Genomic DNA, 12,914 nt, shown 5'->3' on the forward strand with positions numbered 1-12,914 from the left:
CATGCACCTCCCCACCTCCACCTCCTCCAGCACCTCCAGCAGCTCCGCGGATCTGCCCCGCACCGCTCTGCTCACCGGCGTCGGCCGTCGCCGCGGGATCGCCGCCGCGATCGCGCGTGGCCTCGCCGCCGACGGGTTCGACCTGGCACTGTCCTTCCACGCCCCCTACGACCGGCGGGTGCTCGGCGAGGACTCGGATGTGGAGCTGCTCGCCGAGGAGCTGCGGGCCGTCGGCCGCCGCGTCGTGCTGATCCCCGGGGACCTCGCAGACCCGCAGCTCCCGCCGCAGGTGGTCAGCCGTGCGTGCGAGGCGCTGGGCCCGCTGGGGGTGCTGGTGATGAGCCACTGCGAGTCGGTGGACTCCTCGCTCCTGGACACCACGGTCGAGAGCTTCGATCGGCACTATGCGGTCAACGTGCGTGCAAGCTGGCTGCTGCTGAAGGCCTTCGCGGAGCAGGTCGAGCCGGGTGGGCAGGTTGATCCGGGCGAGCAGGTCCGGGCAGTCTCACCGGGCGCGCCGGACGCGTCGATCGCTGCCGCCTCCGGGGGCGCGGTCATCGCGCTGACCAGCGACCACACCGTGCACAACCTCCCCTATGGGGCGACCAAGGGAGCGCTGGATCGCCTGGTGCTGGCGGGCACCCGTGAGCTCGCGGACCGCGGCATCCGCACCAACGTGATCAACCCCGGCCCGATCGACACCGGCTGGATGGACGAGGAGATCCGCACTTCCGTCGCCGCGCAGATGCCGGGCGGGGAGCTCGCCGGGCCGGGGACGGTCGCGGATCTGGTGCGCTTCCTGGTCTCCGCGCAGGGATCCTGGATCCGGGGCCAGCTGCTGCATTCCAACGGGGGCTTCGCGACGCCGGCGGTGTGAGCGGGCACGGCCCGGCGCTGGGGTCTCACTCGCCGTCTGTGGGGGACGCGCGCACCGTCCCGCAGCGCCAGCAGGGCACGGTCGGATCCAGCGCCCCCTCCCCCTCGGGCACGGCGCCGCACTCCGGGCACAGCTCGCCCAGCCAGCACGCCGCATCGCCCCCGGAGTCGGTGGGGATTCCGGTGATACCGGGTCCGACAGGACGGACCGGGTTTCGCTCCTCGCTCACCATGGCTCCTCGGCCCTCCTCACGGCGCTGTCCTCCTCACTGCTGCGCCGCCCACCGCTGCGCCTCCCTCGTCCAGCACCCCCACTGCACGCCAGGCCTCTTCGACGGCGGCTCGCTGCGCCGACTCGTCCCCGTGACGGGCTGTCGCGGCCTTGAGCGTCGCGGCGGCGAAGGTTGCGAAGTCCGCGTCCTTGGGCAGCCCGGAGCTGGTCAGCGCGTCATACCAGAGCTGTCCCGCGCCCTCCCAGGAAGCCCCGCCGATCCCGGTCGCCGCGAGATAGAAGGCCCGGTTGGGGATACCGGAGTTCACGTGCACCCCGCCGTTGTCGTTCTCCTCGTCGTGCGGGAGATCGGCGTAGTCGGCCATCGAAGCGGGCTGCGGGTCCTTCCCGAGCAACGGGTCGTCGTAAGCCGTCCCGGGCGCCTTCATCGAGCGCAGCGCGACCCCCTGGACCCGGTCGGTGAACAGGCCCTCACCGATCAGCCAGTCGGCCTCCTCCGCGCTCTGACCGTGCAGACGCTGCTTCACCATCGCGCCGAAGCAGTCGGCGATCGATTCATGGAGCGCTCCGGGCTGGGCGACGTAGATCAACCCGGCGGTGTACTGGACGACCCCGTGGGTGAGCTCGTGCCCGATCACGTCGACGGCGTTGGTGAAGGACTGGAAGTACACCCCGTCGCCATCCCCGAAGATCATCTGCTCCCCGTCCCAGAAGGCGTTCTGGAAGTCCTGGCCGTAGTGGACGGTGGCGATGAGCTCCATGCCGGCATCGTCCAGGGAGCTGCGGGAGAAGGCCTGGTGGTAGAGCTCCCAGGTGGCGCCGAGGCCGTCATAGGCCTCGTCGACGGACTCATCCCCCGCGGAGGCCTGGCCCTCGCCGCGCACCAGTGCGCCCGGCAGGGCGGTGCCGTGCTGCGCGTCGTGGACGCTGCGCCGCAGCACGGCGGCGCTCTGCGTGGCAGAGGTCGGCGGGGCAGCCGTCGTGCGGCCGGCCAGCCGCTGCTCGAGATGCGGGGGCAGCAGTCCCGTCGCAGAGCCGGGGAAGCCGGGGCGTCGGGCTCGGGCTGCACGCACCTCTCGGTGGCCGGCCACCTGGCGGCCGACGGCGAGAGTCTGCTCGGCAGCACGTGCCGGCCCGCCGGGAGCGGCGCGAGCGATCTGCCGCAGCAGGTGCGGGGGAACGATCCCGTGCACGGGAGGCGGGGAGGACGCGATGCGGGAGCAGTCGTCTCGGGGGTTCATGCCCCCATCCTGGACCTGCTGCCCGACAGACGGAACCCCGGCCGTGGGCCGTTCCGTTCAGAGCGAGCCGTCCCGCTCAGGGCGGGTCGTCCCGCTCAGGACTCGAGGGTCGTGCGCTCCCCGCCCTCGGGCGTCTGCGGCTCCGAGACCTCGTCCTTCGCGAAGACGATAGAGGCGAGCACGGCGACACCCATGGCCACCACGATGAACGCGAGCGAGAGCCAGATCGGCACCTCGGGGATCTTCTGCAGCACCGAGAAGCCGGGGATGAAGTCCAGCGGAGCCTCGTGGATCGCGTGGATCAGCAGCTTCACACCGATGAAGCCGAGGATCGCAGCGATCCCGTAATGCAGGTAGGCGAGACGGTCCAGGAGCCCGCCCAGGAGGAAGTACAGCTGGCGCAGACCCATCAGGGCGAACAGGTTCGCGGTGAAGACCAGGAAGGGGTTCCGGGTGACGCCGAAGATGGCAGGGATCGAATCCAGGGCGAACATGACGTCGGTGAGGCCGAGGGTGATGAACACCAGCAGCATCGGGGTGAAGAGCTTCTTGCCGTCCACGACCGTGCGCAGCTTGTTGCCGTCGTAGTCGTCGGAGACGGGGAACACGCGCCGCACCGTCCGCATGATGAAGGAGTCGGAGCCTCCCTCTTCCTCGCCCTGGGCCTGCTTCCATGCGGTCCACAGCAGGAAGATCCCGAAGAGGTAGAAGACGGCGGTGAAGTTCTCGATGATCACGGCGCCCGCCAGGATGAACAGCCCGCGCGCGATGAGGGCGATGATGATGCCCACCATCAGCGCTTCCTGCTGGTATCTCCGCGGCACGGAGAACTTCGTCATGATGATGATGAAGACGAACAGGTTGTCGATGCTCAGGGAGTACTCGAGCAGCCAGCCGGTGACGAATTCCGACGCCGGCTGCATGCCGCCCACGAAGTAGAGGACCACCGCGAAGACGAGCGCCAGGCCCACATAGAAGCCGATCCAGGTCGCGCACTCCCGCAGGGAGGGGACGTGCGGACGTTTGATGACCAGCAGCAGATCGGCGACGAGGATCGCGCAGAGCACGACCATCGCGCCGATCTCGAAGCCGAGGTGGAGCTCTCCCATGGGGCAAATCCTTCAGGTGTGACGGGCTGTCTTCCCGAGTGACCGGGGCAGGGCTGCGCTGAGCAACACCGGTCACAGGGTACTCGCGGGATCAGCCGATCACGCCCCGAGTGAGCACACTCTCTCTCCTCGCCGTGCGAGCTCGGCTCCTATCGCCGTTTCCTCGCCGGGCCCTGCAGATGACCCCGGCGGGCGGCGAGGACCAGCATCACGATCCCCGTCCCGAGACCCAGGAGCACGGTGAGCAGGGAGCCCTCGATGCCCATCGACCCGCCGGTGAGCCAGGTGGGGCCGTGCATCTCCGCGACCAGCAGTCCGCGCTGCGTCCCCGTCCCGGAGACCGCCGAGGAGAACATCCCGGCCTGCACGGTGTTCCAGGCGATGTGGAGGCCGAAGGCGAACCACAGCCGACGGGTCAGCAGATAGGCGGCGCCCAGCAGGACCCCCGCCTCGACCACGAGGAGGAGCGCGGTCAGGATCGACGCCCCAGGATTCATCAGATGGATCAGTCCGAACAGGAGCGACGTGATTGCGAGGGCCACCCAGCTGCCCCACCAGGACTCCAGCACGCGCAGCAGGATGCCACGGAACACGATCTCCTCGATGACTCCGGCTCCGATACCGACCGCGAGCGGTGCCAGCAGCTGCGGGGACGCCGAGATTCCGGTGACACGGTAGCCGCCGAGCAGGGCGATGAGGCCGACGGCGAGGGTCAGCAGTGCTGTGCCGAGCACCAGGCCCGCCGCCAGCTCGGCGAGCTTGCCGCGCCCGCGCAGGCCGAGCCCGGGGCGGCCGCCGATCAGTCCGACGATCAGGAGGTAGCCGCCGAGCGCGACGGCGGCGCCCGCGCACGCTCCGAGCAGCAGCATCCACGGGCTCGCGGTGAGGCCGCCGACGGTCACCACCGTCATCTCGGCGGCGAGGAAGACCACGACGCCCAGAAGCAGCTGGAGGCCCCGTCGACGACCGCCGTGGGCGGCAGAAGGACGGGCGGCAGGCAGAGGGGCGGCGGGCAGAGGGGCGGCAGGCGGTCGGGAGGCACGCGGACGGGGGGCGGAGGGAGAGTGCAGGGAGGTCATGCCCCTGAGCGTGACGCCTGGTCAGCGGCTTGTCACGGGTCCGGAGCAGATCGTCGGGGTGGCCCGACACCGGCTGTCCTGCCGGCCGGCCCGCGACGGTCAGGCCAGCCGCCCGGCGAGCCCAGCGACGGTCAGGCCAGCTGCCCGATGACCTCCTCGACCGCCGCGAGCACGGTCCCGTCCAGCAGCCGCGCCTCGGCCTCAGCGATGTCCGGGGCCAGGAAGCGGTCCGGCCCAGGGCCCTCGACGGTGCGGCGCAGCACGGCGATCGCGGCGGCGCTCGGGGCCGATGGGGCGAGCGGGCCGCGCAGGTCGATCGCGCGGGCGGCGGTGAGCAGCTCGATCGCGAGCACGCGGCGCAGGTTCTCCACGCTGGTGCGCAGCTTGCGGGCGGCGTGCCAGCCCATCGAGACATGGTCCTCCTGCATCGCGGAGGAAGGGATCGAGTCCACGCTCGCCGGCACCGCGAGGCGCTTCATGTCCGAGACCAGGCCGGCCTGGGTGTACTGGGCGATCATGAAGCCGGAGTCGACACCGGGGTCGTCGGCCAGGAACGGCGGCAGGCCGTGGGAGCGGGACTTGTCGAGCATCCGGTCGGTGCGGCGCTCGGCGATCGAGGCGAGGTCCGCGGAGACGATCGCGAGGAAGTCGAGCACGTAGGCGACCGGGGCGCCGTGGAAGTTGCCGTTGGAGGTGACGGTGCCGTCCTCGAGCACGACCGGGTTGTCGATCGCGGCGGCGAGCTCCCGCTCGGCGACGGTGCGCGCGTGCTCGATGGTGTCGCGCACCCCGCCGGCGACCTGCGGGGCGCAGCGCAGCGAGTAGGCGTCCTGCACGCGCGAGCCCTCGGCGGCGACGTCGGCGATGATCGCGGACCCCTCGAGCAGCGCGAAGATGTTCGCGGCCGACGCCTCCTGGCCGGGATGCGGGCGCAGCGGTGCGTGCAGCTCGGGGCGGAACACGCTGTCACGGCCGCGCAGGCCCTGCACGGACATCGCGGTGGTGAGGTCGGCGGTGCGCACCAGCTCGTCGAGGTCGGCGATCGCCATCAGCAGCATTCCGAGCATGCCGTCGGTGCCGTTGATCAGCGCGAGGCCCTCCTTCTCCTCGAGCAGCACGGGCTCGATCCCGGCCTCGGCGAGCAGCTCGGGCACGGGGCGCTCCACGCCGTCGCGGTCCCGGGCGCGGCCCTCACCCATCAGCACGATCGCGCAGTGGGACAGCGGTGCGAGATCGCCCGAGCATCCGAGGGATCCGTACTCGTGGACGATCGGGGCGATCTGCGCGTTCAGCAGCGCGAGGATCGTCTCGACCACGACGGGGCGCACGCCGGTGCGGCCGGAGGCGAGGGTGCGGGCGCGCAGCAGCATCAGGGCGCGCACCACTTCGGTCTCGACCTCAGGCCCGGCGCCGGCTGCGTGGGAGCGGATCAGGGACCGCTGCAGAGCGTGGCGCATGCTGGGCGGGATCGAGGTGTCGGCCAGCGCCCCGAAGCCGGTGGAGACGCCGTAGACGGGGGTGTCTCCGGCGGCGAGCGCGTCGATGTGCGCACGGACCGACGCCACCTGTTCGCGAGCATCGGGGTCGAGCTCGACGCGGGCGCGGTGGCGGGCCACGGCGAGGACGTCGGCGGCGGTGAGCCCGGCGGTGGAGAGGGTGACTGTGGGGTGCTCGATGGCGGGGATGGTCATGGGGTCCTTTCGGGACGGAGGGGTCGGCGATCGGGGGCGGGGAGGTCGGCGACCAGGGACGACGGGGAGATCAGACGCGTCGGGTCCCGGCACGCCACACCTGGTGGGTGAGCGGCATGCCGGGCCGGTAGGCAAGGTGGATCGCCGCGGGGGCGTCGAGCACGTGCAGATCGGCGCGGGCACCGATCCCGAGGTGGCCGACGTCGGTGCGGCGCAGAGCGAGCGCACCGCCGCGGGTGGCGGCGTGGAGCGCTTCGGCCAGTGAGAGGTGCATCTGGAGCACGGCAGTGGTGACGCAGAAGCTCATCGAGCTGGTGTAACTGGTGCCGGGGTTGCAGTTCGAGGCGATCGCGACCGTCGCGCCGGCGTCCAGCAGCTCGCGGGCCGGAGCGAGCGGCAAACGGGTGGAGAGGTCGCAGGCGGGCAGCACGGTCGCGACCGTCGGCCCGGCATCCACGGCGAGCAGCCCGGGCCGGTCCCCCGGCGCGGTCGATCGGGCGGCTGTGGCGGCGAGCGCCTCGACATCGGCCGGGGAGAGGTGGTTGACGTGGTCCACGCTCGCTGCGCCGAGCTCGGTAGCCAGCGCCGCCCCGCCGGAACGGCCCAGCTGGTTGCCGTGCACCCGCAGCCCGAGCCCCGCAGCGGCGCCGGCGCGCAGCACCCGCTCGGACTGCTCGGGGTCGAAGGCGCCCTCCTCGCAGAAGACATCGATCCAGCGCACGTGCGGGGCGACGGCGGCGAGCATCTCCCCGCTGACCAGGTCCACGTACTCCTCGGCCCCGGGCCGGCCCTCCCGGCCGTCGAACTCCGCGGGCACCAGGTGGGCGCCGAGGAAGGTGGCCTCGTCGAGCTCGCCCGACGCGATCAGGGAGGACAGCAGGGCGGCGGCCCGGGTCTCGTGCTCGACGGTGAGGCCGTAGCCGGTCTTCGTCTCGAGTGTGGTGGTGCCGCCCGCGAGGGCCTCCGCGATCCGGCCGTGCACCAGGGCGCGCAGGTGCTCGTCGGAGGCGGTGCGGGTGGCCCCGGTGGTGACCCCGATGCCGCCGGCGCTGTAGGACTCCCCCGCCATTCTGGCCTCGAACTCGGCGGCGCGATCGCCGTCGAAGACGAGATGGGAGTGGGAGTCGACCCAGCCGGGCAGCACGGCGCGGCCTTCGAGATCGGTGGCGTCGTCGGCGGCCGGCGCCTCTGCCGCCGGGCCGGTCCAGGCGACGCGTCCTGCCTCGATGACCAGGGCTGCGTCACGGAGGACCTGCTCGTCGGTCACGCTGCCGGAGCGGGCGGGATCGTCGAGAGCGGGATCTAGAGTCCACAGCTCGCTGATGCCGGAGATCAGGGTGCTGCTCATGGTCAGTCCCTGCGCACGGGGGTCATCGGGACGCGGACGCCGCGCTCGTGGGCGACGTCGTCGGCCCCGGAGTAGCCGGCGTCGACGTGGCGGAGCACGCCCATGGCGGGGTCATTGGTCAGCAGGCGCTCGAGCTTCTGGCGGGCGAGATCGGTGCCATCGGCGAGGCCCACCTGGCCGGCGTGGATCGAGCGGCCGATGCCGACACCGCCGCCGTGGTGGATCGAGACCCAGGTCGCGCCCGAGGAGGTGGCGGTGAGGGCGTTCAGCAGAGGCCAGTCCGCGATCGCGTCGGAGCCGTCGAGCATGGCTTCGGTCTCGCGATACGGGGAGGCGACGGAGCCGGAGTCGAGGTGGTCTCGGCCGATGACGATCGGGGCCTTGACCTTGCCGTCGCGCACCAGGTCGTTGAAGAGCATCCCGGCCTGGTGCCGCTCGCCGTAGCCGAGCCAGCAGATGCGGGCGGGCAGGCCCTCGAACTCGACGTGCTCGTTCGCCGCATCCAGCCAGCGGTGCAGGTGCTCGTTCTCGGGGAAGAGCTCCTTGAGCGCCGCGTCGGTGACCTTGATGTCCTCGGGATCACCGGAGAGGGCGACCCAGCGGAACGGGCCGAGGCCCTCGCAGAACAGGGGGCGGATGTAGGCGGGGACGAAGCCGGGGAACTCGAAGGCACGGTCGTAGCCGGCGTGGCGGGCCTCGTCGCGGATCGAGTTGCCGTAGTCGAACACCTCGGCGCCGGCATCCTGGAACTCGACCATGGCCTGCACCTGACGGGCCATGGACTCGCGGGACTTCTTGGTGAAGCCCTCCTCGTCGGCCTCCGACTCCGCCTTCCAGTCCTCGACGGTGACCTCGAGCGGCAGGTAGCTCAGCGGGTCGTGGGCGGAGGTCTGGTCGGTGACGATGTCGATCTGCAGGTCGCCCGCCTGATGGCGCTCGAGCAGAGCCGGGAAGACCTCGGCGGCGTTGCCGACGATGCCGATCGAGAGGCCCTTCTGCTCGGCCTTGGCGGCGTTGGCACGCGCGATCGCGTCATCGAGGTCGTCGGCGATCTCGTGGCAGTAACGCTTGGCGACGCGGCGCTCGAGCCGGGTGCGGTCCACGTCCACGATCAGGCAGACGCCGTCGTTGAGGGTCACGGCGAGGGGCTGGGCGCCGCCCATGCCGCCGCAGCCGCCGGTGAGGGTGATGGTGCCGGCCAGGGTGCCGCCGAAACGCTTCTGGGCGATCGCCGCGAAGGTCTCGAAAGTGCCCTGGAGGATGCCCTGGGTGGCGATGTAGATCCAGGAACCGGCGGTCATCTGGCCGTACATCATCAGACCCTCGGCTTCGAGCTTGCGGAACTCGGGCCAGTTCGCCCAGTCGCCGACGAGGTTGGAGTTGGCCAGCAGCACGCGCGGGGCCCACTCGTGGGTGCGCAGCACGCCGACGGGCTTGCCGGACTGGACCAGCAGGGTCTCGTCATCCTCGAGGTCCTTGAGGGTTTCGACGATCGCGTCGAAGGCCTCCCAGGAGCGGGCGGCGCGTCCGGTGCCGCCGTAGACGACCAGGTCGTCGGGGCGCTCGGCGACCTCGGGGTCGAGGTTGTTCATGAGCATCCGCAGCGGGGCTTCGGTCTGCCAGGACTTCGCGCTGAGGGTCGTGCCGCGGGCGGCACGGACGGGGCGGGCTCCGGGGAGGGTCATCGTTGGCTCCTGGGGTCGAGGGCTGCTCGGGGGTTCCGCGCTGCGGGGTGTTCGGTACAGGACACCACCGCCGACGGGAGGGGTCGAGGGCCTTCGCGCCGCTTGTGTCCGGCATGCCGGACAAGTGACCGACAGGGCGCCGCGCTCTGGCTGGCCTTGCCGGTCTCGCGATCGCGGTGCTCGTGACGGGGTGCGCTGGGCAGCCGCCAGGAGGGTCAACGACGTTCGAGATCCCCACTTTCACGTGGGAAGAAGGTGACGGCGGCGATGCTGCCGTCGTGAGCGGCGACTTTGTCATCGACGACGAAGGCTGCACCTTCTTGGGCGCGGCCATAACTGTGGGCGTCCTCTTCCCCACCGCAATCGGAGTCACCCGAGAAGACGGCACTCGCTACGTCGTTCATGATCGCACCGGCGAAGTCTTCGCGGCCGAGGGCGACACCGTCATGTATAGCGGTAGCTACTCCACGACGGTGAGCGCCTGGAATGATGCCTGCAGCTCGACACCCACCGAGGTCGCGACGGTTCACGATGCCCCTAAGAGTGGCCCGCTCGACCGTCCTTGAACTGCCTGGCAGCCCACATGCGGGCCTCTGCGGCTCCACGGCCTCGAAGCCGCTGGCGGCGTCATCGCCTTCAGCGCTCGGGACGGCTATACACCAACGACAGAGCGCCGCCCGCCGAGCCTGCGGGTGATCTCCTCGGCCGCTGCGCGCACCGCGGCCGTGCACCGATCACGCACCTCCACGGGGGTCCGTGACTCCTCGAAGGTGATCGCCACCGCGGCGGCGGGCCAGCCGGCATGGTCGTGCACGACCGCCGCCACTGAGGCGAGCTCCTCGGTGACCTCCCCGGTCTCGTGGGCGACCCCATCGGCCCGCACCCGGGTGAGGAGCTCGCGCAGGTCCTTGGGGCTCTCCGGTCCCGGCACCGTGGTGCGGGAGGTGAAGTCGTCCCGCGTGCCGAACAGGGCGCGCAGCTGGGCGGGCGGGAGCTCGGCGAGGATCGCGCGGCCGCTCGCGGTGAGGTGGGCGGAGATCCGCACACCGACGTCGGTGACCAGGCTGGGTCGGCTCCGGGCCCGCTCCTCGATCACGTAGAGCACGTCGCGGCCGTGCAGCACCGCGAGGTGGCCCGACTCGCCGACCTCGTCGACCATTGCCTCGATCACGCGGCGGCCGATCCTCGCCAGCGGCTCCTGGCGCAGGTAGGCACCGGAGAGCACCTGCGCGGCGGGCCCCAGCCCGTACAGCCGCTCCTGCTCCAGATGCATCACGTAGCCATGCTCCACGAGGGTGGTCAGCAGGTCGTAGGTGCGCGAGCGGGGCAGGGCGAGCTGCGCGGCGAGCTGCGCGGCCGGGACCGGGGAACTGCGGGAGGCGAGGAAGGTCAGCAGACGCAGCGTCGCGTCGGCCGCTGGGACTTTCGGTGGTGCCATGATCCGCAAGGATGCCACTCCCTGGGCTCCTCCGGGCTCAGTCCGCCACGGAGCCTCCCGTCGCGGCGCGCTGCGAGGCGCGCTCCTCCGTGACGAGCTCCCAGGTGCGCACCAGGCGCGGGAGCGTGAGCATCACCAGGCCGCCGGCCATGTTCAGCGGGATCACCCAGGCGAACCAGATCAGCCACTCGAGGTAGGTGGCCTCGGCGCCTGCGTGCATCGCCCCGAAGATCACCGCCGAGCTCAGCGCCCCGTGGAGCATGCCCAGTCCCACCACCAGCAGCCCCGAGATGAGTGAGTTCGCGAGTGTCGCAATACCCGCGCTCGAGCCCTGGTTCATGCGGGCGACCAAGGTGATCGTGAATCCGGCGAGCACTGCGAGGGCGGCCGTCTCCAGGGTCAGACCCTTCTCCATGTAGCTCGTGCTCGCCTCGATCAGCTCATCGTCGAACCGAGGAAAAGCTGCCACCACGACCCAGGTGAACGCCCAGCCCCCGGCGAGGTTGGTGATCAGGGTCGTCACCCACAGCCGCAGCAGCTGCCACCAGGTCCCGTGCCCGGCAGCGATGGCATTGATCGGGACCAGGAAGTCCTCGGTGAACAGCTCCGAGTGCGCGAGCCGCAGTGCATAGAGGCCGATGCCGAAGGCGAGGCCGCCCAGCAGCTTCGACCCCGTCGCATCCAGCACTGCGAGCATCGCCAGCAGCCCCAGGCCCACATCGATCCCGCCGAACAGCCCGGTGATCACCAACGCCCGCCAGGTGCGGTTCAGGCGGTTCGCACCCTCCGTGACCGTGTTCTCGAACTCCTCGGCCAGGGCGTCCTCGACGGGCTCGTCGCTGCTGCCGAGCCGCCGTCGTTCCTGCGCCGCGCCGTGCCGCTCTCGCTGGGTCATCGTCTCTCCCTCGATCAGATCGGCAAGGATCGTGCTGGTGGTGCACCGGGATGCGCAGGACCGTCGGTCGGCGTTGTCCGGTGGGCCGGACCCAGTCTCGTGCTCTGGCAGGTCGTTCACCCAGGCCGGGTGCCATGATGGGCGAACCTACTCCCTGGTGCGCAGACGAGGAGCCCCGATGACGAACTCTCCCGACGCTGACAGCGCCTGGTCCGGCCGGAATGACGGCAACGGCCCCCAGCACGCCCGCTGGCACCAGGTGGTCCGCAGCGTCGCCGGTCCCGGAGCGGCGGATGCCGCCTCCGCTCACATCGCGCTGCTCGGCTTCCGCTCCGACGAGGGGGTGCGCCGCAACCGCGGCCGAGTCGGAGCGGCCGACGGGCCTGCCGCGCTGCGCCGCGCCCTGTCACCGCTGGCCCTGCACGGGCCCCTCGCCCGCGGCGAGATGGGCCTGCACGACCTCGGCGATGCCGAGACGATCGGCGAGGACCTCGAGGGTGGGCAGGCCGCGGCCGCGGCCCTCACCGCGCAGGGCTTGGACCGTCCCGGCTCCCGGCTGACGGTGGTGCTCGGGGGCGGGCACGAGACGGCCTGGTCCTCGTACAACGGTCTGGTCAGCTCTGAGATCGGGCCCAGCGCGGGACAGCGCTGGGGAGTGCTGAACCTCGATGCCCACTTCGACCTGCGCGAGGAGCCTCGCCCCACCTCCGGCACCCCCTTCGCGCAGATGGCGGCGGCCGAACAGGCTGCCGGCCGTGAGCTGGCCTACGCGGTGCTCGGGATCGCCGAGCCGTCCAACACGGGAGCGCTGTTCGCCAGGGCCGAGCAGCTCGGCGTGCAGTGGTGGACCGATGAGCAGTGCCTCGCTGCGGGAGCCGAGGGGATCGCGCGCTTCGTCGAGGGGTTCGCCGCTGACCTGGACGTGCTCTACCTGACCATCGACCTGGACGTGCTGCCCGCGGCCGTGGCCCCGGGGGTCTCGGCGCCGGCTGCCTACGGGGTGCCGTTGCCGCTGATCGCTGCGGCCGTGCGCGCCGCCGCCAGCAGCGGGAAGCTCGCCCTGCTCGACGTGGTGGAGCTGAACCCCTCCCTGGACATCGACGGGCGCACCGCCCGCGCCGCAGCTCGACTGATCAACGACGCGGTGCGCACCGTCGCCGCTCCCACCACCGGCCCCGGCCCCGGCACCGGCACCGGCTCCGGCCCTGGCACCGGCACCGGCACCACCCCCGGTTCCGGCACCGGCCCCGGCTCCGGCCCTGCCGTCGAGTACTGGCGCTAGAGAGCACGCTCTGGTCATATATCCGGAGCGTGCTCTCT

The 12,914-nt window shown here is 71.4% G+C and carries 12 protein-coding genes; 3 read left to right on the forward strand and 9 right to left on the reverse strand.

From position 1 onward, the window contains the following. Window position 1 precedes the first annotated feature (1 nt). Complete coding sequence (locus ACT3SQ_RS00465) at window positions 2-877, forward strand: SDR family oxidoreductase (protein WP_441445856.1); 876 nt, start codon at window positions 2-4, stop codon at window positions 875-877. Window positions 878-902: 25 nt separating this feature from the next. Here ACT3SQ_RS00465 and ACT3SQ_RS00470 read toward each other — a convergent pair whose 3' ends face one another. The 7 genes from ACT3SQ_RS00470 to hutU all read right to left on the reverse strand — a co-directional run bounded on the left by ACT3SQ_RS00470 (window position 903) and on the right by hutU (window position 9,261). Then, complete coding sequence (locus ACT3SQ_RS00470; protein WP_444502149.1) at window positions 903-1,106, reverse strand: hypothetical protein; 204 nt, start codon at window positions 1,104-1,106, stop codon at window positions 903-905. A gap of 19 nt (window positions 1,107-1,125) precedes the next feature. Beyond that, window positions 1,126-2,349, reverse strand: a complete 1,224-nt coding sequence (locus ACT3SQ_RS00475) for a M4 family metallopeptidase (protein ID WP_441445855.1) — start codon at window positions 2,347-2,349, stop codon at window positions 1,126-1,128. 95 nt (window positions 2,350-2,444) lie between these two features. Beyond that, the gene (locus tag ACT3SQ_RS00480) at window positions 2,445-3,458 is read right to left on the reverse strand and encodes a TerC family protein (protein WP_441445854.1); all 1,014 of its coding nucleotides are present in this window, start codon (window positions 3,456-3,458) and stop codon (window positions 2,445-2,447) included. Between the two features lie 149 nt (window positions 3,459-3,607). Continuing rightward, entirely contained in the window at window positions 3,608-4,537 is a 930-nt protein-coding gene (locus tag ACT3SQ_RS00485) for a lysostaphin resistance A-like protein (RefSeq protein WP_444600751.1), read from the reverse strand. Window positions 4,538-4,668: 131 nt separating this feature from the next. Continuing rightward, window positions 4,669-6,228 (reverse strand): histidine ammonia-lyase, encoded by a 1,560-nt coding sequence (gene hutH / locus ACT3SQ_RS00490; RefSeq protein WP_441445852.1) that lies wholly within the window; start codon window positions 6,226-6,228, stop codon window positions 4,669-4,671. 70 nt (window positions 6,229-6,298) lie between these two features. Next, window positions 6,299-7,576 carry an imidazolonepropionase gene (hutI, locus tag ACT3SQ_RS00495; RefSeq protein ID WP_444600752.1) on the reverse strand — a complete coding sequence of 426 codons (1,278 nt, stop codon included), beginning with the start codon at window positions 7,574-7,576 and terminating at the stop codon, window positions 6,299-6,301. Window positions 7,577-7,578: 2 nt separating this feature from the next. After that, window positions 7,579-9,261, reverse strand: a complete 1,683-nt coding sequence (gene hutU / locus ACT3SQ_RS00500) for a urocanate hydratase (protein ID WP_444600753.1) — start codon at window positions 9,259-9,261, stop codon at window positions 7,579-7,581. 278 nt (window positions 9,262-9,539) lie between these two features. Here hutU and ACT3SQ_RS00505 point away from each other — a divergent pair, with 278 nt between their 5' ends. Then, entirely contained in the window at window positions 9,540-9,827 is a 288-nt protein-coding gene (locus ACT3SQ_RS00505) for a hypothetical protein (RefSeq protein ID WP_441446162.1), read from the forward strand. A gap of 86 nt (window positions 9,828-9,913) precedes the next feature. Here the strand turns inward: ACT3SQ_RS00505 and ACT3SQ_RS00510 are convergent, their stop codons facing one another. Both ACT3SQ_RS00510 and ACT3SQ_RS00515 read right to left on the reverse strand, forming a co-directional pair. Then, on the reverse strand, window positions 9,914-10,699 hold the full coding sequence (locus ACT3SQ_RS00510; protein WP_441446163.1) for an IclR family transcriptional regulator: 786 nt from the start codon (window positions 10,697-10,699) through the stop codon (window positions 9,914-9,916). 37 nt (window positions 10,700-10,736) lie between these two features. Beyond that, complete coding sequence (locus ACT3SQ_RS00515; protein WP_441446164.1) at window positions 10,737-11,594, reverse strand: formate/nitrite transporter family protein; 858 nt, start codon at window positions 11,592-11,594, stop codon at window positions 10,737-10,739. Window positions 11,595-11,772: 178 nt separating this feature from the next. Between ACT3SQ_RS00515 and hutG the strand changes: the two genes are divergently transcribed. Further along, a complete protein-coding gene (gene hutG / locus ACT3SQ_RS00520; protein ID WP_442332050.1) occupies window positions 11,773-12,876 on the forward strand; it encodes a formimidoylglutamase in 1,104 nt (367 codons plus the stop codon). The last annotated feature ends 38 nt before the right edge of the window (window positions 12,877-12,914 follow it).

The organism is Brachybacterium sp. AOP42-C2-15 (genome assembly GCF_052377065.1).
GTDB lineage: Bacteria > Actinomycetota > Actinomycetes > Actinomycetales > Dermabacteraceae > Brachybacterium.